Here is a 24439-nt window from a genome sequence, read left to right on the forward strand (position 1 = left end):
AGCACTGAGCAAGACGATAACGAATAAACTCTTGATTAGATTTATCCAGCCTGTAAAGTGCAATCGGGATAGCATCATCCAGTGCTGCACTTTTGACTTCAGACCATTTGTTTATACGTAATCTGATATTTTCTTCGGCCTTTCTCAGTGTTATCGTGCTTTCAATGACTTCATTTCTCAGGCAGTCGACAAGTTCCGCCTCTTCTCCTGATTCACAATTGTTCTTACTGAGATAATAAAGATTTTTTGCATTTGCGCTATGGATTGAGGAAATGCTAATTATAAGCGTAGCTAATATTAGAAAAATCCGTGCAATACTAATCATTGATTTTTATTTCCTGCTGCAGAGGTAAATAATGCATATACATAAGATAATTTTTCTGCATACTTAGAATCTCCTCCGCCATTATAACTTTTGGCAATAACGTTAGCCGTTATTGGCGATATCCATCCTATAATAGCCCTTTGCATACTACCCTTACGGTATCGTAATTCTTGGCCATCATGAACTTTACTGGGGTTCACTCCAGGATTTTCCCTTATTAAAATATCCATTGTGGTGCCTATTTGATTTGTGTCTTTGACTATATCGGAAAATGTACTATGACCTTTAATAGCAGATACCATTACAGTATGAGGATCTTTGTCGTTTGAATCATCTACAGAAATTATATCCGATTTTGACAACCTATTCATTAAGTATACAATTGCAGCTCTGATATTCATATGTGGATCTGCTATCAGATTACTTGACGTGATACTTTGCCATGTTGAGCCAGAAGGAATAACCAATTTCACCGCCTCCGATCTATTTATTACAACTGGAGCAGCTTTATCTCCCGGAACGCCAATGCGTAATGGCTTGTGTTCCCATTCATATTTATGCCCATCTGCATCACCTTCTGTCCATAACATCGCCTTTATCCAGAGCCAGTCCAGACTAGTATATGAAGGATATTTTGATAAATATCTGTTCATTTCAGACATTGCTTGAAAAATAAACTTGTCATATATGTTCCAATTTTCTTTCTTTTCCTTATGGGCATCTTCTCTTATTTTTTTCCATATATTGAGTTTATCAGTATCAGTTAATGGTTGCCTTTTAGGTGCATTGATTTTCGGCTTATCCCTCTGAGGTCGCTCAGTTTTAGGAATACCTTTGTGCTTAATGCCATTTAACTGGCTTTTACTTCTTAATGTCATATGTGTTCCTTGTGTAAAATCTTTACTAAAACACTCTCTCATCCCATAAACTGTATGCGCTGGTTCCGGCAATGCAGTGCTCCCAGTTAATTGATTCATATATAAAAGAAATACTTTCCTGAGGTTGTGCTTCACTGTCAATGACTACATGCGCAATCGAGAAATTAATATCACTAATTCGGGCTTTTTTTAATTCCAGTTTGTAATATTTTTCATTAATGCCAAATCGATTTGTCCGATAAAAATCAAAAGCGCAGGTCAATATTTCATTATCGTTAATTGCTTTTCCCAGTAAAGGAGATGATTTATCGACAGGTTTTTTTATCGTAACTGAATGATGATTGACGTTTTGATCCCGACTTAACCCATGTGTCAGTTCATATACCATAATATGATCAAGGTGCAGTAACTGTGCTTTATTACCGATAGAGTCAAGGGAACAGCAACCTGCTGAAATCAATCCTTGCTTTTCACCGTTCAGTGTTAAATAAATTAAATTAGCCATGTTAATCTCCTTGATTTAACTATTATTTTTCGGGGTTTGCTTTAGTTGCCGTTTCCGGCACTACATTGTTTTTCAGCAGCAGCCAGCGGCTTAATACGCCATCCAGCTGTTCATTAATTTGTTTTCCCAGCGCTTCCGTATTCCGTCCCTGTGCCCTGGCGTCCTGGTACTGTGTCAGCAGGGATTCCAGCGGCGTTTCCTGATTCAGTAACCGTTCCGCCTGCCAGGTGACGGTTTTGGTATAGGAGAGGGTAAAGCCCTGTTTCTCTGTCTCCCGCTGCATCATCAGGTCGGCAAAGTCGCGTAAATTCTGGCGAGCCTGCTGCCAGCCACGCATTTGTGGGCTGCTTTGCGCACGGGTTTTCAGGATTTCATTCCACTGCGCTGTTGCCTGCTGCTGTTGCAGACTCTCCGGCCAGCGGCTGTCTGCGGTTCGCATCATCTGCATACCTGTTTCCAGCAGTTGCAGCGGCGAGGCGTCAGGAAGTTGTTGCAGCCGTTGTCCGTAACTGTCCAGTTCAGGCGAAGCCAGCCAGACTGTTGCCGCGCCCTGCGCCGTATCCCTGACCTGTGCCAGTTGTTGTTGCATCGGGTACACCTGCCACCACCAGAGTGCGGCTGCGACAGCCGCCGTACAGGCAACACCCGTAAGAAAACCTTTACAATTCCGGCATGACGTGGCGCGGGCTGCTGATGCTGTATCCTTCGTGGTGCCGTGGTTGACTTCCACCTTCATTTCCGGCAGATCGGGTAGGGGCGGGAGGTTTTCCTCCGTGACGGGCTGTGTGCTCTCCGGCGCATAGATTAACGTTCTGACGGTAGCCTGTGGTGAAGTGCCCCCACTACTTTTCGATTGTGGCTCAAGTCGTTTACGCGTGTTCTGCACAAAATAAAGCAGGTTCTCCACATGCGGCTGGCGTTTCAGTTCCACCTGCTGGAGTTTGTCGCAGATAAGCTGTAACGCGCGCTCGGTCCGGTACAGTAATGGCAGGTCAGTGCCTGAAAAGGACAGTTGCTGGCGCAGGATATTACCGGTCCGGGTGTTGAGCCAGTCAAGCATCCCGGTACGGGCTGATTCATCCTGCGGCCAGAATTTATCCCAGTCGTGGCTTATCATTGCCGCCAGTAACTCCACCCCTTCGCAAAATCCGGTCAGCCCGTGTGTGCGGGTGCGCGCCAGGGTGTAATAGGTGGCCGTGTGCAGATCCACACCGCTGGCTTTAAAAATCGCCAGCGCCAGTGATTCCACCAGTTTCCAGTTCAGCTCCGGCTGCGACGGGTGAGAGGATTTATTGATCTCTTCCCGCAGGGCGCTGAATTCCGGCAGACCACGCGGATCGCTGCCGGTAACAATAATTTGTGTGAGTATGTCCTGGCTCATTTTCAGCCTCCTCAGTACAGGGTATCCGGCAGCCGGAACTGGTTAAATAGCCCACCAGTAAACGGATTGTCTTCGGTATCGGTATGCACCCGGTATACCATCGCGCCGCCGTCCACGTTAAAGCGCACGCTGAATGTGCCATCCTGCACGCCGGTGAGCTGTCCTGCGCCAAACAGCCTGAATTGCGCCCACGGTCCGCTGAAACCGATGCTACGCGGCGCGTTGCCGCCGGTGCTAATCAGCGTCAGTTTGCTTTCATTACCCTCACGCATGTTATTCGGCCAGACCAGATGTGCGGTATAATTGCGGCCCTGGCTGTAGTCCACTAACTGACCGTCCAGGTTGAGTACGCTGCGCCGTTTATTGCCGGAAAGCGAGACGGTTTCCACAGCAAACTGGGCACCCAGCCCATTCTGGCGGCTGAAGAACGCTTCGCGGATCTCCTGCGCGGTCTCCAGTTGCCTGCGGACATCCTCGCGAATGATGACGCTGCTGTCCCCGTCCCCCAGGCTCAGGTCGTTCTCCATAAACAGCCGCAGGTTCTGCTGATAAAAGGTGTCCAGTACACCATCTGGTTAAAGAAGCGTTCAAAGGCATCCAGTGATGCATCCAGTGACGAGCGTGGGTTAAACGGATAGTTGTTGGCGAGTTGCTCGTTAAACGGTTTCACTACGTTGTCACGCCAGTCAATCTCCATGTAATGAACTGCTTCCACCATCACCACATGCCAGGCTTGCTCCGCCAGCTTGCCCACCCAGCGGTTAAGCGGTGCGGGCAGCGTTTTGGCCATCTGGCGGGTGGCGAAGATCGGATCGCTGCTGTTTTGATCCAGCCGTAGCTGCACCGCTTTCAGCGCTGATTTTCCCGGTACAGGTGCGTTCTGGATCGCCAGCAGGTAACGGTGCAGTTCCGTCAGTTGTTGATAGACAGCCTGCAGGGTGTTTTCTTTGTCTTTCTGTACCGCCAGCGTGCTGTTCTCCGGGGCAAACTCATGCCCCAGGCGGGTCAGTAACTGATACTCTGGCTCAGCCATGGCTTCCTGAAGCGCTCTGTCATCCAGTTTTTCAGAGAGTACGGTGGGCTGCGTATTGTCGCGCAATGCCGTCAGCGCCCGCTGGAGCGGCTGATCGCCGCTGATAATTTGCTCCAGCGCGCCGGTCAGTTCAGCAATGGATTCGTAATTGCGCACGTTAAGGTTATCCATTCCGGCACGCCAGGTGGCGGTGTAGTCGCTGAGATACTGTTCGGTGAGCTGACGCTGAATTTCTGCCCGGTCAGCCTCGCTGTATTTCACGCTGTGGGTCAGGTTCAGTACCCAGGAATCCATCGCCGTCAGTTCGACCAGCGCATCGCGCTGTTTGACAAAATAACTTTGCAGGCCGTAACGGGTGAGGAATTGCGGAACAATAAGTTTATTATCATCCCCGGAGGTAAATACCTGATCAAACGTGGCGCCCACCTGGTCGCGTAGATTCAGAGCGGCGGGCAGCACGCCGAGCGCACGCGTTTTCAGACTCTGGTAAACACGCTGGTAGACGGGCACTTTGCTGAGTTCTTTCTGGACCGCCACCACCGGGCCGTCATACGGCGTCCAGCGGCTGATGGCGTCGCCGTCGCCTGCCTGACGTTCCGCGTGCCAGTCAGTGTGTTGCAGGGCGTAGTCCAGATGAGACATAAGCTGCGCCTGGAGATCGCGCTGACCGTGGAACTTATCGCTCCAGCGTTTCGCCATATACTGCTTCACCACCTCATTACTGCGTCCGCTTTTATCCTCCAGCATTCTGATGACGCGCAGTACCGCGAGCTTTTCCTCGCTCTCCGGCGGCGCGGCGTTCATCTCTTTGACCAGGCCATTAAACAGAGCGGGCAGGTAACGCTGCTCCAGCAGTTGCAGGTAGGTCTGCTCCACATACGGACCGACACGCCTGCCCTGATACAATCCCATATCGGCCAGGCGGCTGCGATCACCCCAGTCGCCGTAGGCCAGCGTGGCATCACGCACCGGGTTAAGTAACGGCAGTTGCAGATTGCCGTAATCGTCCATGCCCTGTGGCGGCGGAACAGACATAAAGGATTTGGCCTGCTCCAGTACGGTGACACCGGAGCGCCAGTTGTTATTGTAATAGTGATGCCAGCCCGTAATCAGCAGCAACGCGGCGATGCCCCCGGTGACGGAAAACACCGATAACCGGCGGCGGGACTGCGTCAGCCAGACACGGCTTTCACCGGCAAGATTAGGCTCTGCCAGTAAGGTCTGTGGAAACAGGTTGCGGGTAAAATAGGGGGCCGTGTCCACCAGAGGCCAGGCTGTCATCGGGCTGTGGCCCAGGCGGAACTGACGGGCAGCAGACTGCATAAAAATATCGTCTATCTGGCCACGTTGCAGGGAGGAGGTGAAGTACACGCCGCGCAGCATGACGTCCATATTTTCCCCGTCCAGTAATCCGCTCAACAGGGATACCAGCGGTTCACGGCTGCCCTGTATCTGACGAACAAAGCTGAACAGGGAACTGCGGGAGCCGGGGATTAGCATCTGCTCCGGCAGGGCGTTATTGAGCTGTTCGCCCCAGGTCTGCCAGAATGCATTCAGCTCCGCACGCCAGTCGTCATTTTCATGGGCATGACGGGTAAAGGTGACGCCAAGAATGGCATCGCGATCGTTCCTGTCCAGAGACTGAAACAGTGCGGCGAAACCGTGCAGTAAATCCAGCCGGGTCAGCACCACATACACAGGTAACTGGCAGTGAAGGTGCTGGCGTATATCCTGCAAACGTCCGCGCAGGATTTGCAGCAAGTGCTCCCGGCGTCGTTTGTCGGCAATTAGCAGATCGGGCAGATCCAGCGTCAGAATCAGGCCGTTCAGCGGCTGTCTGGCCCGTTTTTGTACCAGCCAGTCCAACAGAGTTATCCACAGGCGGCGGTGCAGCACACCTGCCTCTTGCTGCTCCAGGAGGAGGCCGTCTGCATCAAAAATGACCGCCTGTTTTCCCACGTGGGGGATCACATACCGACGCAGCTCCACTCCCCGCACGGCCTCCGGGGCGTAAATAATGTCGGACGGAAAACCTTCGCGCAGCAGCGACGTTTTGCCACTTCCGGATGGACCAATAACCATATACCACGGCAGTTGCCACAGGTAGCGACGGTTATCGAGATGGCGTTGCAGACGCAGCAGCCAGTGGTCGAGATAACGTTGCTGGGCAGTCAGCTCTATGGTCAGCGGATCTTTTTCCTCTTCACGCTGTTGTTTTTGCTGTTTTTCCAGCAATTGCAGGCGCTTCATTACCCTGACGGTAAGCCATACCAGCGCTGCAAGCGCCCAGGCCGCCGTCGCCAGCCAGCGGTTCGTCAGCGGTTTAAGCCACTGCTCCTCGTATAATGACCATGACGGGCCTTTCCACCAGATCCATACCAGCAGCACAATCCACGCCAGTGCCAGCAGCCAGGCGGCGGAAACCTTAACGCGAGGCATCGCCGGTCGGAGGGTGGATCGCAGACTGCTGAACAGTCGGGGGGGTGGTAATCTGAACACGGTAACTCCTTGTTACTTCATTATTTTTCTGCCGTGAATTTGTTTTCCAGTTGCTCCAGCAGGGACGGCTCCCAGTCAGCCAGTGTCATACGCAGCCCTGCTTTAAACAACATCCGGTACTGCTGCTGTGCAAGCTGCACCATTCCGGCGTTTTCCATCAGTTGCGCGCCAAGATACTGCCGGAGAAACTGATCGCGCGGATCACCTTCCGGCAGCTTTTCCAGGTATTGCAGCGCAGCTTCCAGTCCCTGCTCGCTGAAACACTGGTTGACAGCCTCCGTGTCTTCACCGGTCCGTATAATCGGGGCTGTCTGACTACCCGGAGACGTCGCCAGCCACTGTTTTGTCTGCTCACTCATAAACGGCGTGCGGTCATTAAACAGCAGAGTGGCAAGTTGCGGCAGGCGGACGAGAAAACGGGCCACTTCATCCCGGATAGCTTCTGCTGCGCTGGTGTAACCCAGGCGTTGCGCGGTCTGCGCCGAAAGGTAATGGCCATCGAGCCAGTACGGAGTCAGAAGCAGGCTTTTTTCAACCTGCTGCCAGAGCGCCAGATCGGCGTTGTTCAGCCGCGCCTGATAATCGGCGGTCATATCAGCAGGCACTGCCGCCAGTGGTGTCCGCCCGTCGCTTTCAGCCTGAGGTACGGATGTAATGGCCTGCCATAACGCGTAGCGGCGCAGACGGTAACCCTGCGGCGAATCCGGCTGGCGCTCACAGAGAATGGCGGCGACTTTCAGCAGTGTGTCGCGCCAGGCCTTGTCATCATGACTGTCAATATCGACGGTCGGGACAGCGGCGGCGGAAACCGATGGCGATACCGGGGAGGGGGCCGCGGCCGGAGGTGAACCGATGGATGGCGAGGGTGACGGGGCAGACAGCGAAGGCTCTGCCCCGCGAAATGCCCGGCGATACTGCGACGAGAGGTCATCGACGGCCTGCGCCAGTGCAGGGATATTTTGCTCCTGCCAGCGCTGCGCCAGTTTTGCCAGCTCAGCCAGCAGGCTGTCACGTTGCGTGATATCTGCCGATTCTGCGAAGCTCTCTGTACCGGATTCAAATCGTTTCAGTACCTGGGCGGCGAAACGCTGTTTATGGGCTGCATTTTGCGGTGCGGCTAGCGTCCAGTAATGTTCCACATATAACGTCAGTAAACGTAACGCCAGCAACGGATCACCGGCGTGTTGCAGCGTGCGTAACAGGTGGGCCAGCAGGCGAAAATCTTTGCTTTCCGAGGCCAGGAGCATCAGCCCCCGACGCTGCATTTCCGGGATATCCAACTGACTGTGAGCCAGCGAACCGAGCTTAAGCATTTCGCCGTCGATATATTCCCAGTCAGGATTATCGTCTTTCAGCGCGGCGGCCTGTTTGTCTTCCGGCAGATTTTCCAGCAGGTGTGAAATCCAGGTATCCGGAGCACGTAAGTCTATTGCCATTTTTATTCCCCCGCCCAGTGACAGGCGTCACGCAGCGGTGCGATGGTTTTCGCCAGCCCGTCAATGTTAAATGTCAGTTTCCCGGCAGCACCGTCCGTACCGGTGTCGATACTCAGGGTTTTTGCGCCAAAAAGCTGCTTAATTTCGTCAATACCGGATAGTCCGCGGCTGGACTCCAGCAGGGTGCCGTTCTCACGGATAAACCAGTGAGACTGAAAGCGTCCGTAGTCAGTGGTCAGCGTCACGGCGATGTCGTTCTGCGTCATGGAATGGGTCAGCGCCACCTGCATCCGGGTGATATTGTCCACGCAACTGAACATCAGTACCGGGCGTGGCGGGACGTTGCCGATGGCAGGTGTAGTAATAACCACCGTTGGGCGTTCGCCATCGCTCTGCGTCATCAGCAGTGCGGTGGAATTATCCGGGCGCTGTTTCTCCTGGGCGAAGGCCCGTTTCCAGGCTTCACCTTCATAACGGGCCTTTGCCAGCGCGCCATCAAAACCGGGTTGCTCCGGTGCCAGAATATGGTCATAGCAGTCAAGACGCTCCAGCGCAGCAGGCTCCCGGCGACAGGCCACCATGGCACTGAGCGTCGTCTGTGCGTTGGTTTCCGGCACCACAATTCCCGGCAGTACGGCAACCACCTGTTTTACCGGTGTTTCCGCCTGTACTGCGCCGGGGAATAATCCCGGCAGCAGCATAATGATCATGAGCGTCTGTATTCTGCTCATAGAACGGTTTCGTCCTCTGTTTCCGGTTCCGGCTGTGTGTCGGAATCAGCACTATCCTCCGGCGCATCTTCCACATCAGCGGTAAAGGTACCGTTCGTCACGCCCAGCGTGATACGGGCAATGGCGATATTCGCCGCCAGTTTCTGCAACAGCAGCAGGGACAGCGGCGGCAGCATCTCGCCGTCGATGACCGACTCCAGCATCCGCGCGCCATTTTCGGCGCGGGTGACGCGCTGCATGATTTCATCGGTGACTTCCGGCTCAATTACCACTTCCGCGCCAAAACGGGTACGCAATACGTTATCCAACCGCGCCAGTTTCCCGGCGATAATGACGGATAGTGTTTCACGCGACAGCGGCAGATACGGCACCACTTCCATGCGTGCCAGCAGCGCAGGCTTGAAGAAGTCTGCCAGTACCGGATACAGTGCGTCGTGCATGGTTTCAGGATTATCAGCATGTTCGACAATCACCTGATAACCGAGGTTGGAGGTGAGAAAAAAGACGATGTTTTTACAGTCAATCAGACGGCCTTCGCCATCTGCCATCTCGCCCTTGTCGAACGCCTGGTAGAACAGGTTAAGCACGTCTGGGTGCGCTTTTTCCACTTCATCCAGCAGCACTACGGAGTAAGGTTTTTGACGAATCGCTTCGGTCAGCACGCCGCCCTCGCCGTAGCCAACATAGCCCGGAGGGGAACCAATCAGGCGGGAAACAGTATGTTTCTCCTGGAATTCTGACATATTGATGGTGGTGAGGTACTGGCGACCGCCATAGAGCAGTTCTGCCAGTTGCAATACTGTTTCCGTTTTACCCACGCCGCTGGGACCGGCCAGCAGGAATGCACCCAGAGGTCGCCCCGGGCGGCGCAGATCCGCACGCGCTGTCAGTAGGTGTTTATGCAGATGCTTAATCGCCAGATCCTGGCCCTTGATGGTGTCGCCCAGCCACTGCGGCAGATCAGTGATGACTGACATTTCATTCTGCGACAGGCGGTTAAGTGGTACGCCTGTCCATTCGGCAATGACGGCGGCGATTTGCTTTTTATCGACGTGCGGGGAAACCAGTAACTGCGTATGGTGCAGAGTATCCAGCTCGGCGGTCAGCGCTGCCAGTCGTTCTGCAGGACAGCGTTCTGGGACGGTTTCTGGTGGCTTCGTCGCGAATTCATCTGCCGGAACGGGGATGTTTTCGACATCCACTTCTTCTGACTTCACATTTTCTTCTTCACTGCTAACGGATTCATCCAGCAGCCCTTTACGCAGCGAGATAATTTCCTGTACCAGCGCCTGCTGCTGGTGCCATGCCGCTTCCAGCTCATCCAATTCGGTCAGCGTTTCGTCATACTGCACCAGTACTTCATTCAATCGCGAGGTATCAGATCGCAGGCCTATGCGGATTTCACGCTCAAGCTGGTGAATTTCTGCTTTGCACTGATGGCTCAGTGTGGTCAGCGCCGAAATTTGCCGGGGTGGAGATGACAGGTTAATTGCCACCCGCGCACAGGCGGTATCCAGCACATCAATGGCTTTATCCGGCAACTGACGTCCGGAAAGATAGCGCTCGCTCAATGTCGCCGCTGCCTGTAACGCTTCATCATCAATCAGCACGCCGTGGGACTGCTCATACACCGCCGACAGGCCGCGCAGAATAATGGTGGCTTCGGCAGCACTGGGTTCGCATACTTTTACCAGTTGGAAACGACGCGACAGGGCGGCGTCTTTCTCGAAGTATTTTTTATATTCGCTCCAGGTGGTGGCGGCGATGGTTTTCAGCTCGCCGCGCGCCAGCGCCGGTTTCAGCAGGTTGGAAATATCCAGCCCGCCCTGCTGGTTGCCCGCGCCAATCAGAGTGTGTGCTTCATCGATAAACAGAATAACGGGTTTCGGTGACTGAATGACCTCCGCCATCAGCCCCTTAAAGCGCTTCTCAAACTCACCTTTAACCGATGCCCCAGCCTGTAATGCACCGATATCCAGCGTCATAATGTCGGTGTTTTTCAGCTTGTCCGGCACCTGGCTGGCGACAATGCGCAGCGCCAGTCCTTCGATTAAGGCACTTTTACCCACGCCCGCTTCACCCACCACCACCGGGTTGTTCTTACGGCGGCGGCAGAGAATGTCAATCATCAGGTCGATTTCATTGTCGCGGCACAATACCGGATCGAGTTTGCCGTTGCGGGCATCATCGGTCATGTTCCTGGCGTAGCGGGCAAGCAGGCTGTCGCCGGTATCGGCTGTGGCGCTGATAATCTGTCCGTTCGCATTCAGCATAACTGACTCGGCGGACGCCTTCGTCCATCCGGCAAAATCCTGCTGTAGCTGGTCGCGGTTGATGGCGGTAAGCAGCCGGGCGGCGGCAGGCAGCACGTAGCGCAGCGGCGAGTGGAGCAGGGCGAGCAGCAGGACGCCGCCGCGCAGCTCTGTCAGTTGCATTTCAGCAGACGCCAGCAGCCAGGCCTCTTTCAGCCATTCAACCAGCATGGGGGAAAACGACGGATAGCTGTCCGCTGAGCGGTGGGCTGCGTAATTTTCCACTGTCAGCGCCCGGTGTAAATCATCGGTGCAGATCCCGGCGCGTTCAGTAATGACCCGCAAATCGCTGCGCGGGATAGCCAGCATCTGAATCAGTACATGGCTGGCGGTGATTTCCGTCGCCTGCTGGCTCATACACTCCGAGGCTGCGGCTTCCAGCGCCTGTTTCGCGAAGGGGGCGAGCCGTTTTACCAGGGTGGCTAAATCAATCTGGATCATGGAATAGACGTCCTTATCTGGCAAGCAGCCGGTTTAACTGGTGAAGAATGTCCTGCGTCTGGCTGTCCAGACGCAGCAGATAAAAGAAATAGAACAGCGCCAGCACGACGATACCGCCACACAAAACATGGCGGATAGTCAGTCGTTTAATGAGCTGGTAGCGTCCGCCCTGGGTTTTTTTATCCTGGTGCAGCAGCGGGAAAGGCGCGTCGCCGCGCAGTTTATGCAGAACGTGATACAGGCGGCGGTATATCTGCTCAAACTCCCCCTGATCCTGGACTGCCACTTTATAACGCCCGCGAAAGCCCAGTGAAAAGCAGATGTACAAAAACTCCAGTAGATCCTGGTAGCGTTTTGGCTCGCGCATCAGGCGCTCCAGCAGAATAAAGACCTTTTCACCGCCCCAGGCTTCATTGTGGAAATGCACCAGTAACGACTGTTTGATCCACTCGTTCTTGTTGGACCAGCCGTTACCCAGCGCTGCTTCGTCAATAAAGGTACACAGGATGTAGCGAAACGAGATAATCACACCAGGCTCATAACCCTGCTCCTGGAGTAACAGCTCCATCGCCTGCACATCCGTCACCACCTGGGTGAACAGGTGTTCCGGCATGGCATGGCTATTCATTCCCGCAACACGCATCACCATCCCCAGTAGCGGCGTGGCGGCGTCGATCATCGGGTTCAGGCTGTTGCCGCGTAGCGAAAGCTGGTACTGGCGGTGGCCTGCACTTTCGTATCCGGGTAACGGGGGCAGTGACAGCTCATCCATCGCGTTATCCTCTTATGGCCCACAACTGCATATTCAGATCCGGAAAATTGCCGGAAACATGCAGGGCGACAGCTCCGGTAGCAACGACTTCAGCCCACACAGCACCGCTCTTGTCCAGTTCGAAATAGCTGAAACCGGCATGGTACGGGAGCTGGCGGGGAGCCACCATCAGGGTGTGCAGCGGTATGCCGGGGATCTGCACACTGACCATATTGCGAATTTTTTCCGGCGAGGAAATTTTTGACTGCTGGATAAACTGGCGCTGGAGTTGCTGTGTCTCCATTTTCGCCGCCACCGCCAGCACGAAGGTGGCCGACTGCAACAGTGTTGAGTCATGTACGTCAGCCTGCCAGATACCGTCGCGCAGATGCAGCGGCAGGTTAACCGCCCTGGGTGACAGGACGGTATGCAGTGCTCGCTTCACTTCCGGCAACAGTGTTTTGAAGGTTTCTGTCAGGTTGCGGTGATCGTAGACATCCAGCGGGCAGGGCAGACGGGACGGCTCGGTAAATGTCATGAGTTCGCCCAGCAGCCCGGCCAGATCGAGATAAAACATTTCCGGATGAAGCTGTGGCCTGTGGGCACGGTGGGTGAACCGGGTCTGATTGCGGTTGAGCAGTTGCAGCATCATAAATTCCGCCACGTCTGCAATACCGCTTTGCGCCGGAGAGCCAATACGATTAGCCAGGTCATTAGCCCGACCGCCAACCGCTTCCTGTACCTCGCGGAGAAATTCACGCAACCGCGTGCTGACGTAGATGTTCTGGCAGGTGGGGATAAAGCTGTCGTCCAGCATCAGGGAACCGTCTGCGCGCCTGTCTTTGATACGGCACAGAGGCAGCGTGATATACGCGCTCATATCGTCCGCCCCGCTCATAATACGGGGGGTTAACTGGCCCAGCGTCAGCGTCCGCGCATCGCCATTTTCGGAATGCAGATCCCGGACGCTGGCATCGTTCAGCCGGTAACGCCCCACCTGTTGCCCGTAACTGACTTCGCCTCTCACATCGCTGGCAACAGGTAAGGCCAGATAGACATTACGGCTCTCTTCATCAGGAAAACTGTCCGGATGCAACGGATCGGGGAGTGCATCCTGGTCCGGAAGGGAAAACACGGTGCCATCCGGCAGGGTGCCCGACGCGCTGTCGATCATAATTTTGCCCTGTCTCAGCAGTTCATCATTGAGAGAAAGTTCGGTAAATCCCCAGGACAAATCATGTGTGGCCCGGAAACGCAGATTATTCACATAATCGTTATAACGTTGCTGCTGCTGGAGATGGTGCGGACGCATCAGCGTTCCTTCTCGCCACATCACCTTGTTTCGCGTGGTTGCCATCGTTAATCATCCTCTTTTTTCATTTCAATACTGCTCTGCCGGATATGTACCAGCAGGCGGTAGTTGTGTCCTGTCCCTGCCACCGGTTCTATCTGCTTCCATTGTGTGGTCTGGTCGTCGGAGAAGTAGGCAATCACGCCGATAAACTGCGTCTTCTCATCCATCTTCACCGGCGGCAGGGTTTTTATGGTGTCGGGCAGCAGGCTGAAATCCTGGTGATCGATATAGTTTTTCCCCAGCGCATCCGGTAACGGCGTACTGGCGAGCTGGTCATAATCCGCGGCCTGTAATTTCGAATCATCACTCAGGTAAACCAGTTGTACGTCTACCGCCGCCGCTTCACCGTCCGAATTGATGTTGATATCCGGCTCCGTCAGCAACGTAATCGTCACTTGTGACGGCTGGTCAGCCAGTTTGCCGACCTGAATATCCGGGTTTTTGATGACCTGGCCGATTTTTTTTGCTGTTTCACAGCCGCTCAAAGCGACGGAGAGCAATGCCACTGCCATCCAGACACGGCAAAAACGCCTGGTCATGCTTCCGGCTCCCGCTGTTTTTCACGAAGTATCCGGTCATAAACCTGGGCATACACTTCGTTAAAGAGCATCTCAAAACCCTGCTGGCGGCTGGAGGTCAGCTCATCGTAATAATGGCTGTACATCTGCCACGCGCCGGCATCATCCAGTGGCTTGCGCAGCTCATGGCTTCGGCGGTACTGCACAAAACGGCGCATCAGGCTCTGCGGCGAGAAGGCGTCCAGCAGCACGCGCAGCGATTCCACAATGGCGGCGCGGTTGGCTTCTTCGTGATGGCGGATATTACGCAGGCTCTCGCTAACGGCGGCAGGCGCGGCGAGATGCACCGGGCTTTTCCCTTCGGCAAACAACACGTCCAGCGCTGTGGCGTAGTCCATATTCAGGCGCAGCGGGTTATCTTCCAGCGGACGAAGATGCTTGTCAGACAGGCTGTTGCGGCGCTGCTGTAGTTCAAGCAGTCCCTGAATCGCTGCCTGCAATGTTCTTCCGGCCTCTTCCAGAAAATCGTCGGCGTCTTCTGTGTTATGCACGGCAAGCGTTCCGCCCAGCCCGCGCAGCAACGGGGTGACGGCGAGATGGCGCTGCGCCGCGTCCGCCGGTGAAATCGCGTTATTATCGCTGTCTTGTGGATTGGCACACATGGACGGCAGATCCATAAACGGCGTGTTGATCCCTCCATGCGTAACCGGATCGGACAACGGCGCGGATGGTCGGGCAGGCGTGATCGCCGCAAGAGGATCGTCCCTCGTGGTCAGACTTTCGGCCCGCAGTGCCTGCAATGGATCGGTGGAAAAGCCATTAACAACGGTATCTGCAATCTGGTGGCGGGATGGTATCCCAGGATATTCCGGTGCGCCGTCAGTGGACAGCAATGTGTCTGACAGAATGTCGTGGTTAGAAACGATTGTTTCAGGGGTGGCCATCTCTTCGTCGTAATTCCGCATCCCGCCCTGGTTCAGATAAACCCGGAGTATCAGATTCCCCGTCTGGATTTCATCGCCCTGGCGTAACTGCACCAGATCCGAGGCTACCGTAACTTTGGCCTGATTCAGCCATAGTGGTGCGGCCAGCGGATGCAGGCAGAATGCGCCATCATGCAGACTGATGGTAAACGCTTTCGCCGGAATATCCTGATGTCTGTCCTGAACCGACCAGTGGCACTCACTGCTGTGGCCCACATCTCCGCCCTGCGTGAACAGACACCGTGCCGCGCGCCCGCTTTCTAGTTCACTGCCGTTAACAACATGCAGTGAAAGCGTCTGTTGCCGCGCTTTTCCTTCCGCCATATCATGCTCCATAATGGTTATATTTTACTCCCTGACCTGGATGGTGACTGAGGGATGTTCCCCCGGATCGCCGAGAAATGACGTCCAGCCCAACAGTGCGCTCTTGTTATCGCCCAGCCTCATGGTGCTCACCTGTTCCGGTGCCAGTCCCAGGTGCAAATCCCAGGCAAGTTGATCACGCAGGACGAAGGAGACAAACATCGCCAGCGGCAGAAAGTTTTCTCCTGATGGCAGGAACGAGAGAAATTGCTTACGACTCAGGTTGTTAATGCTTAACTGAAATTTACCGCTGAGATCGGGAACACTCGTCCCGAGAACAAAACTGCCCAGCACCGTTCGCCCGGTCAGTTTTTCGCCATTTTTAATTGTGTAACATCCGAGACTGTTCTGCTGATCCTGCTCTATTTCCACCATCCGTCGCTGCCAGTTTTGCAGCGTCACTTCAGATAAATTTAAATCGAAACAGTGAGCGACCAGCGAGCAGACGATCTCCGGCGAGCGTCCCGGATTCGCCAGTATTCCGGCATAGGCCAGCATTTTGCTGTGATTAATTTCCAGTCGATCGCGAAGCTGCCGGTGGCCCAGCCCGACCAAGGAATACATCCGCTGCGAGAACGCATCCACACCGCCGTTACGAAACGAGACGTGGTAGCGATACTTACGCCAGATATGCCAGACAAACTGTGTCAGGCGATGGTTAAACATATCCAGAAAATCGCTAACCGGACTTTGCTCATGCACGGACTTCCAGGCCAGGTGATCAAGGTAATAACCGGGCAGAGGAGACTGGCTGCCCTGTAGCCCCATAAAGGTGGTGGTCATTCGGAACTGTCCGGCGGTCTCCTGCTCCAGCGCGCTGACATCACTTACCGGAAACCCCTGGCTGGCGTCAGCCCGGAAACGAATGGTCTCCTGTGTCGGAGGGGTATCCAGTGATAACGCCGGTGTATCACCACCCTTTGATGCCAGTCGGTGCAGCAATTCAGAGAGGGCGAAAAAATTACAGGCGCAGGCGTCCTGAAGAAAATTCTCTCGCAACGTGTTTTGTTCATCCTGTACCGGGGCATCGCCCGGATTCAGATGAGCGGGTGTTGCCCGGTTCTTTCCGCCCATTTCCATGACTCCTGGCTTTCCGTGTTAATAATGGTGAGCATGTGGAATGAATTGACGCTGGCATACAGCGACAGAAAGTGTGACAAAACCGCACCCAGAAGGTACATCTCTCCTTCACAGACAAACGGCCCCGGATGGATATACAGGGTTGATGCCAGACCTCTCACCGGTATCCCGGTAAATAGTCGATCCACAGGCCTGGTTTCCAGCCGTTCAATGGCATCCAGTTTTTGCTGTGACAGGCGAGCCAGTTGCGGATGATGAATGGCGTGGCGATCAAAATTAGCTATGACCTGTTTGAGCGCATCAGCATCCAGCAGTGACAGATAATTTAGGTTCATGGCGGATAGCAGGGACCAGTGCAGGCTGCCGTCTATAACCGGCCAGAGTGGCGGCGCGGGTCGGGTGATATTGCGAAATGACGCCACTGCCGCGTTTTTACCTGTTGTACCTGTGATGTCGCCAGGCAGGATCTGTACCGGCAACTCACGGTTGGTGCAGGTCAGCGATACCGAGACCACTTCATTATTAAGCAGCGAGGCATCCGGGTGGCAGCCATCGGCATGAATAAAAGCCAGTGTATGATCAAAGCCCCGGTGAAACAGCGAGGTCCTGGTCCGGTGCTGCCAGTAGACCACTTCCCGCTTACGGCTGTATTCCATCTGATGACTGAAACTTTCAAAAGCAGGCCACTGACGCACAGAAGGTGTGGTAACAGGGTGTCCAGACTCTTTTTTTCTGAATATACCCTGCGTCTGGCTCACCACACTGTTAACCGAAAAAATGTCGTAATGATCCGGATAGTGGCGGCTGGGTATCAGCGGATAATCTGCCCGCTGGTGATCCAGTGTAATTGCTTCGGCATGATGGAAAAAAAGATTAATGGCGGGTGCACAGTATAAACGCAGGGAACCGCGATGTAACTGGATGTCCACGGGTAGGGGGCGTGAAAAACGCAGCCGCAGGGTGAAACGGTTCTCCTTCAACCTGTCAGGTAGCGCCGGGATGCCACAGGCATCGAAAAAGAGAAAACTGTCGGCGTAGCAGAAAAACTCCTGGAGAATACGGTAGCCGCTGTGGACATTACCAGGCCAGGGCAGCATGGCATCTTCTGGCTCAAACCCCACAGCTTTCAGCATAAATTCGGGCATCGCGATCAACTGCTCACCCGTAAGCAACTCTGCTCCCTGTAAATATTCGCAAAACCACAAATAAAGCTGGTGGCGGGTATAGTTATCATCGTTGCCCAGCCAGAAGCGCAGCCTGTTCAGATCCAGGGTGGTAAAATCTGTACCCGGTGCGACGGCAAATGTAATATCAATGATGCCATGGCGGGGCGTACTGCGATCCTCAACCTGATCCAGTTTAACGGGCAGTAGCCAGATATCCCGGCAAAGAGTGAACGTACAGGGCGGGGCTACATCGTGTTCATTGCCGGAATACGCAGACAATACCTGGTTTCCCTGAGTCCCCTTCGCACCGGTTGTGAACTGTTCGTTACGGGGGATGCATACTGGCACGGAGGTTTTGTCCATATCCGGGCTGTATTCAATCAGCGTCATCGACGGCACCGGACGCAGATAATTGGGCCACAGCATTTTGATCAGGCCGTGTGTCAGCTCAGGAAACTCATCCTCAATTTTCTGGCGCAGATTGCCGGTCAGAAAGGCCACGCCTTCCAGCAGACGCTCGATATCCGGATCGGCCCCTTTTTCAGCCAGAAACTGGGCCAGATGCGGCTTTTCGGTCGCCAGTTGTTTACTTAACTGGCGAAGGTAATTCAGTTCCTGCCTGTAATAACGCTCTTCGAGTTCCATTTTACTACTCCACCCGATAATGCTGACTGCCGTCTGGTGCCATATCAAACTCAAGCACATCGTTGATGTCGTTAAATGTCACCCAGGCGGTGATATGGAATGTTATTTCCTGCGGGCTGGCCACCAGGGGAAGCACCGCCCGAACCTCAGCATGTGAGATTCGGGGTTCATAACGCTCAATACACTGCACGATGGCCTGGCTCATGGCGCTACGATAATTATCTGACCCTTCCGGCTCTTCGATGCCAAGCTCCGGGGTACCCCGACAACTGCCGGAGCGGGTGTTCAGAATATTTCTCAGGCTGTGGCGAATGGACTGTCTGAATGCCTCTATATTGCTGTCCCTCCGCCAGTTTCTGGCAGGAGGGTTTTCCAGGCGCTCAAACAGCGAACCGGCAGGCCTGTCGCGCTCCGGTATCACTTGTCTAACCGTCCGACTAAAGACAATTCAAACGACGCACCCATATATTTAAAATGGGGTCTTGCGGAAATTGCCACCTGATACCAGCCCGGTTCGCCGTCCACGTCCAGAACTTCAACTTTAGCGCCACGCAGGGGCTTACGGCTGCGGACGTCAGCAGGCGGATTCTCCTGGTCAGCGACATACTGGCGGACCCAAATATTAAGTTCCCGCTCAAGGTCACTTCTCTCTTTCCACGACCCGAGCTGCTCACGTTGCAAAACTTTAATGTAGTGTGCGAGGCGGTTAATAATGAACAGGTACGGTAGTTGCGTACCCAGCTTGTAGTTAGTTTCGGCATCTTTGCCCGGAAAATGCTTGGGTTTCTGAACCGAATTGGCGGAGAAAAAGGCGGCGTTATCGCTACCCTTGCGCATGGTCAGTGTAATGAAGCCTTCCTCGGCCAGTTCAAATTCACGGCGGTCAGTAATTAGCACCTCTGTTGGGATCTTGGCCTGAATCTGCCCCATTGATTCATACAGATGTACCGGCAGATCTTTTACAGCGCCGCCGCTTTGCGGACCTATAATATTGGGTGCCCAGCGGTATTTTGCGAAACTGTCAGCGATGTTAGCTGCCAACATCCAGGCGGTATTGCCCCATAGATAGTGCTCGTGGCTGTGGCTGACATCTTCGGCGTAATTAAAACTCCTGATGGGGTTTTCGGTGGCGGAATAGGGCTGGCGGAGCAGAAAACGCGGTGCGGTCAGCCCCAGGTAGCGAGAGTCTTCAGAATCACGCAGAGCACGCCATTTTGTGTAGGCCGGGCTCTCAAAGATGGCATAAAGATCTTTGATATTGGACAGCTCAGTCCATGAATTGAGCCCCATAAATTCCGGCGATACGGAAGACAGGAACGGCGCATGGGCCATAGCGCCGACGGCGCTGACATAATTCAGCAGTTTCATGTCCGGCGTGGTATTTTTGAACTCATATGCGCCTAATACCGCCGCGATGGGTTCACCGCCAAACTGGCCAAATCCGCTGGAATAAACATGTTTATAGAAGCCTGACTGGGTAATCTCTGGCGCAAACTCGAAATCGTCCAGCAGTTCTTCCTTGGTGACATGCAGAATATTAACCTTAATATTCTCGCGAAAATCAACGCGGTCCACCAGGGCTTTCATTGAACGCCAGAACGACTCCAGTTGCTGAAACTGAGGGGCGTGAATAATAGAATCCATCTGACGGCTGATACGGCCGTCGATGTCCGCAATCATGCTGTCCACGGCCAGTTTGTTTACGGGTTCTGAAGGTGAACTGGATTGCAGGAGGCTGGCAACAAAAGCCGTTACGCCCTGACGGGCAATATCATAACCGTCAGCGCCGGGCTGGATACGGGTTTGTGCCATGATTTCATCAAGCAACGACGGGGCATGGCTTCCCTGTTCAGTGCGGGTGGAAACAAGTTCTTCTTCCTGTAAAGACATACTGAAAATCCTTGTGTTGATCTGTATTTCTGGAACCAGGTTTCACTGTCGGTGGAACACCTTTCGCCAGTGTGGCTTCATCTGCTGGTACCCGTTGATATGGATGATTTCATCCATCAGACATCCGATCCTCTGGTCAAGCGCCGCGACCAATACATCCAGTGTTTCTGTGCTGATGTCGCCTGTCTGACTGATAAATAACCGGATCACTGCCTGCGTTATTGCGTCATCGGTTCTGTAGGTCTCTTCCCGCAAGCCCATACCAGGATAATCTCCCTGAAAAACAGAGGTTACTGGTTTTCTGCCTGGCTGATCTCCCGCAGTAACTGTTCTCGGGATTCTTCATTTTCCAGCAATGCCTGAAGCTGGGCGCGAAATGCAGGCAGATTACCCAGCGGCCCTTTTAATGCTGTCAGCGCTTCGCGTAGTTCCAGCAATTTGTTCAACTCCGGCACCTGTTTTGCCACACTGTCCGGAGAAAAATCGTTCAGGGATTTGATTTCCAGCGAGATATTCATCTCATCGCCATCTTTTGCGTCGTCCTTCAATGATGCCGGAACCGCAAAATTCAGGCTAATGGACGCTTCTGCCATCACTGAATTGAATGAATGTTTGTCGATAGAAACCATCTGGCGTTCATCAAGTGGCGTTGTTTCCTGTGAGTTTCCGGTATCCCCCACTATCAACATATTAAGGGGTAATTCCACTTCAGAAGGCTCACCGTCCGTTTTTGGAATATAAGAAATATTAATGCGTTCTTTGGGTGCCACGCTGCCGTTATAATCTTTGCTCATAGAGATCATCCATCAGGTTACGTTATGTTTTTTGCATCTCCGTACAGACTATGGAATGCCGTGTAATAAAAAACCTGGTAATCATTTTACGCGCAGAAAATTTTTTGAGAAGCACTTTTTCAAAATTGAATACAGGAGTATTCTTCTTTTTTTGTTATTTTAGGATGGCGTTGTTTTTGTAAATAATATCTTGAAAACTATTTTAATGAATGGTGTTTTGTTTTTTTTAGTTGGTTGATTTCTATGTGTTTTTTTGTTTGTTTGTGCATGAGTTAAATGCTATCTATATGTATTCATACACTTTTCATTCATCATTAATAAAATGGAGTGATGAATGATGCTTACGAAGATGGTGATGGTGAAAAAAGAATGGATATAATATTTATTCATGAGTGAGTATCGTCCTTATTTTATAAAAATAAATGCTGATATATTATCATGTGAATATGTCGGCATGTAATTTAGTCATCATGTGAATGCTTTTTAGTCTCGGATTGTACGATTCAGCTTGCTATATGAAGAGAGCTTAAGCTACAGGGTTTTTAATGTAATCCACATATTTTTATCTGTCGGATATCTTTCTGCAGATGTATGTAAGTGTCATTAATCGTTAACAAGGAGTTTATAAATGCCAACACCGTGTTACATCTCAATTACGGGGCAAACCCAGGGCAACATCACCGCTGGTGCATTCACCGCAGATTCTGTCGGCAATATCTACGTGCAGGGTCACGAGGATGAAATGCTGGTACAGGAATTCCAGCACAACGTGACTGTACCAACCGATCCACAGTCCGGGCAGCCGAGTGGCCAGCGTTCGCACAAGCCGTTCATTTTTACTGTGGCGCTGAACAAAGCTGTACCGCTGCTGTACAACGCGCTGGCTTCAGGAGAAATGCTGCCGAAAACTGAACTGCACTGGTGGCGTACCTCTGTTGAAGGCAAACAGGAGCACTATTTCACCACCCGCCTGACAGACTCGACGATTGTGGATATGAGGTTGCATATGCCGCACTGCCAGGACCCGGCCAAGCGCGAGTTCACGCAGTTGCTCGAAGTCTCACTGGCCTACCGCAAAATCGAGTGGGAGCACGTCAAGTCCGGCACCTCTGGTGCTGATGACTGGCGCGCGCCGCTGGAAGCGTAAGTATCAACAGCATCCCGCTTTTGCGGGATGCTGTTTTTGTTGGGGATCGAAAACAAAAAAGCAGTGTCAGTAAGGGGTTACGTTTTTTTACGGGAGATGGCGGACGCCAGAAACTTCGGCGGTAGCGTGCTTGAATGCAAGCGTGGCACTGTACTGTCATTCGCCTCAGTCCGGCTGTTGGTTTCTTTTCCCTGTTAATTCAGGAGGTTATTCATGTCAACAGGATTACGTTTCACACTGGAGGTGGACGGCCTGCCACCGGATGCGCTGGCCGTGGCATCCTTTCACCTGGAGCAGTCCCTTTCCTCGCTGTTCACTCTCGATATCTCGCTGGTCAGCCAGCAGCTTCTCTGCATTGATTTCTCTCAGGTACTGGAAAAAACAGCCCATCTTAAAATCTGGCAGGGGGATGAGATACAGCGCCGGGTGAACGGTATTGTGACCTGGTTTGAACAGGGGGAAAACGACGGACACCAGATGCTGTACAGCATGGTGGTCCGGCCACCGGTGTGGCGTGCCTCCCTGCGGCAGAATTCCCGTATTTTTCAGAATGAGGACATTAAAAGCATTCTGGGGACGATATTGCAGGAAAACGGGGTGACGGACTGGAGTCCGCTGTTCAGCGAGGGGCATCCTGCGCGGGAGTTCTGCGTGCAGTACGGTGAAACGGATTATGACTTTCTGGCGCGGATGGCGGCGGAGGAAGGGGTGTTCTTCTACGAAGAGCACTCGTCTGACAGCGACGACCAGAGCCTGGTGCTGTGCGACACGGTGCGCTTTCTGCCGGAGGCGTTTGAAATCCCCTGGAACCCGAATACCCGGACCGAAGTGAGCACGCCGTGCATCAGCCAGTTCCGCCACAGCGCGCAGATACGCCCGTCTTCTGTCATCGGCAAGGACTACACCTTTAAACGCCCCGGCTGGGCGGGTCGCTTTGAGCAGCAGGGGCAGAATCTGGATTACCAGCGTACACAGTATGAGGTGTTTGACTATCCGGGGCGCTTCAAGGACGGCCACGGTCAGAACTTCGCCCGCTGGCAGGTGGAGGGATGGCGCAATAATGCCGAAGAGGCGCAGGGAAAAAGCCGTTCGCCGGCGATATGGCCGGGACGGCGTATTCAGCTGACGGAACACCCGCAGCGGGCCTGAACCGGGAGTGGCAGGTGGTGAGCAGCGATTTGCAGGGGAAACAGCCGCAGGCGGTGGCGGGGCGTTCCGGCTCAGGGACCACCCTTGAGAATGATTTTACGGTGATACCGGCGGACAGGACGTGGCGGCCGGGTCCACAGCCAAAGCCGTCAGTGGACGGCCCGCAGTCGGCGGTGGTCACCGGCCCGGAGGGTGAGGAAATCTTCTGCGACGAACACGGCCGTGTGCGGGTGAAATTTAACTGGGACCGGTATAGCCCGGCGAACCAGGACAGTTCGTGCTGGATACGGGTGGTACAGGCGTGGGCGGGGCCGGGGTTCGGCAACCTGGCGATACCGCGTGTGGGGCAGGAAGTGATAGTGGACTTTCTCAACGGCGACCCGGACCAGCCCATCATCATGGGGCGCACCTATCACGCGGATAACCCACCGCCGGGCGGGCTGCCGGGGACAAAGACGCAGATGACCATCCGCTCGAAGACATACATGGGCAGCGGCTATAACGAGCTGATGTTCGAGGACAAGACCGGGCAGGAACTGCTGTCGATGCACGCGCAGAAGGATATGGACACCAAAGTGCTGCATGACCGTAAAACCACCGTTATTCACGATCACACCGAAAATGTCGGTCATAACCAGAAGGTGAGGATCAAAAGGGATCGAAAAGTGTTGATCGGCCACAATCTGCGACAGGTTGTGCTGAACAACCAGAGAACCACCACCCTGAAACATAAAAAAGAGTTCACCGGGCTGACCAGCCGGGAAACAGTGGGGGTGCTGAAAGCCGTCACGGTGGGCGGCGTCTATCAGACCACTGTTGTCGGGGAGATGAACACCTCCGTCATTATGGCCCAGACCGAAGAGGTGGGGCTGCTGAAATCAGTCACCGTGAATGGCCCTCTGAATGTGAGTTCAGCCACGTCCATCACGTTCACCTGTGGTGCCAGTTCCATCACGATGAATGCGGCGGGTGTGGTGACCATCAGCGGAACTGAATTTAATTTCAGCGCCAGCGGGCCGGTCGCCATAAAGGGCAAGGATGTGGATATCAACTGAGGT

General features: G+C 53.7%; 16 protein-coding genes and 4 pseudogenes. 3 read left to right on the plus strand and 17 right to left on the minus strand.

Annotated features, from left to right (window positions below; genetic code table 11):
- From FDX04_RS14305 to tssB, 17 genes and pseudogenes are all read right to left on the minus strand, one after another.
- The coding region (locus FDX04_RS14305; RefSeq protein WP_137360999.1) for a DUF1311 domain-containing protein at positions 1-325 on the minus strand (325 nt) is incomplete at its 3' end.
- Complete coding sequence (locus FDX04_RS14310; protein ID WP_137361000.1) at positions 322-1203, minus strand: hypothetical protein; 882 nt, start codon at positions 1201-1203, stop codon at positions 322-324. The genes FDX04_RS14310 and FDX04_RS14305, both read right to left, overlap by 4 nt.
- 25 nt (positions 1204-1228) lie before the next feature.
- A complete protein-coding gene (locus FDX04_RS14315) occupies positions 1229-1708 on the minus strand; it encodes an Hcp family type VI secretion system effector (RefSeq protein WP_137371105.1) in 480 nt (159 codons plus the stop codon).
- A 22-nt stretch (positions 1709-1730) separates the two neighbouring features.
- Positions 1731-3089 carry a VasL domain-containing protein gene (locus FDX04_RS14320; protein WP_137371106.1) on the minus strand — a complete coding sequence of 453 codons (1359 nt, stop codon included), beginning with the start codon at positions 3087-3089 and terminating at the stop codon, positions 1731-1733.
- Between the two features lie 11 nt (positions 3090-3100).
- Positions 3101-6531 (minus strand): annotated as a pseudogene (tssM, locus tag FDX04_RS14325) (type VI secretion system membrane subunit TssM).
- A 110-nt stretch (positions 6532-6641) separates the two neighbouring features.
- A pseudogene (gene tssA / locus FDX04_RS14330) lies at positions 6642-8121 on the minus strand (type VI secretion system protein TssA).
- Positions 8060-8788, minus strand: a complete 729-nt coding sequence (vasI, locus tag FDX04_RS14335; RefSeq protein ID WP_137371108.1) for a type VI secretion system-associated protein VasI — start codon at positions 8786-8788, stop codon at positions 8060-8062. The pseudogene tssA and the gene vasI overlap by 62 nt, the downstream one beginning before the upstream one ends.
- Entirely contained in the window at positions 8785-11541 is a 2757-nt protein-coding gene (tssH, locus tag FDX04_RS14340) for a type VI secretion system ATPase TssH (RefSeq protein WP_137371109.1), read from the minus strand. The genes vasI and tssH overlap by 4 nt, the downstream gene beginning before the upstream one ends.
- A gap of 13 nt (positions 11542-11554) precedes the next feature.
- Complete coding sequence (gene icmH, locus FDX04_RS14345; RefSeq protein WP_137371110.1) at positions 11555-12313, minus strand: type IVB secretion system protein IcmH/DotU; 759 nt, start codon at positions 12311-12313, stop codon at positions 11555-11557.
- Positions 12314-12317: 4 nt separating this feature from the next.
- On the minus strand, positions 12318-13649 hold the full coding sequence (tssK, locus tag FDX04_RS14350; RefSeq protein ID WP_137371111.1) for a type VI secretion system baseplate subunit TssK: 1332 nt from the start codon (positions 13647-13649) through the stop codon (positions 12318-12320).
- Between the two features lie 2 nt (positions 13650-13651).
- Entirely contained in the window at positions 13652-14158 is a 507-nt protein-coding gene (gene tssJ, locus FDX04_RS14355; RefSeq protein WP_371415443.1) for a type VI secretion system lipoprotein TssJ, read from the minus strand.
- 23 nt (positions 14159-14181) lie between these two features.
- On the minus strand, positions 14182-15471 hold the full coding sequence (gene tagH / locus FDX04_RS14360) for a type VI secretion system-associated FHA domain protein TagH (RefSeq protein WP_137371113.1): 1290 nt from the start codon (positions 15469-15471) through the stop codon (positions 14182-14184).
- Positions 15472-15495: 24 nt separating this feature from the next.
- Positions 15496-16584: a type VI secretion system baseplate subunit TssG gene (gene tssG, locus FDX04_RS14365; RefSeq protein ID WP_137371114.1), complete on the minus strand. Its 1089-nt coding sequence runs from the start codon at positions 16582-16584 to the stop codon at positions 15496-15498.
- Positions 16548-18401, minus strand: coding sequence for a type VI secretion system baseplate subunit TssF (tssF, locus tag FDX04_RS14370; RefSeq protein ID WP_137371115.1), 1854 nt, complete (start codon positions 18399-18401; stop codon positions 16548-16550). Before tssF ends, tssG begins: the two co-directional genes overlap by 37 nt.
- A gap of 4 nt (positions 18402-18405) precedes the next feature.
- Positions 18406-18822, minus strand: a complete 417-nt coding sequence (gene tssE / locus FDX04_RS14375; RefSeq protein WP_137371116.1) for a type VI secretion system baseplate subunit TssE — start codon at positions 18820-18822, stop codon at positions 18406-18408.
- Positions 18819-20291: a type VI secretion system contractile sheath large subunit gene (gene tssC, locus FDX04_RS14380; protein ID WP_137371117.1), complete on the minus strand. Its 1473-nt coding sequence runs from the start codon at positions 20289-20291 to the stop codon at positions 18819-18821. The genes tssE and tssC overlap by 4 nt, the downstream gene beginning before the upstream one ends.
- A gap of 290 nt (positions 20292-20581) precedes the next feature.
- Entirely contained in the window at positions 20582-21085 is a 504-nt protein-coding gene (gene tssB / locus FDX04_RS14390; RefSeq protein WP_137371119.1) for a type VI secretion system contractile sheath small subunit, read from the minus strand.
- A 55-nt stretch (positions 21086-21140) separates the two neighbouring features.
- Here tssB and FDX04_RS24685 point away from each other — a divergent pair.
- The 3 genes and pseudogenes from FDX04_RS24685 to FDX04_RS14405 all read left to right on the plus strand — a co-directional run bounded on the left by FDX04_RS24685 (position 21141) and on the right by FDX04_RS14405 (position 24436).
- Positions 21141-21323 (plus strand): annotated as a pseudogene (locus FDX04_RS24685) (hypothetical protein).
- 390 nt (positions 21324-21713) lie between these two features.
- Positions 21714-22232: an Hcp family type VI secretion system effector gene (locus tag FDX04_RS14400; RefSeq protein ID WP_137371120.1), complete on the plus strand. Its 519-nt coding sequence runs from the start codon at positions 21714-21716 to the stop codon at positions 22230-22232.
- Between the two features lie 213 nt (positions 22233-22445).
- Positions 22446-24436 (plus strand): annotated as a pseudogene (locus FDX04_RS14405) (type VI secretion system tip protein VgrG).
- Positions 24437-24439 lie beyond the last annotated feature (3 nt).

This window comes from Citrobacter sp. wls615, assembly GCF_005281355.1.
Classification (GTDB): domain Bacteria; phylum Pseudomonadota; class Gammaproteobacteria; order Enterobacterales; family Enterobacteriaceae; genus Citrobacter; species Citrobacter werkmanii.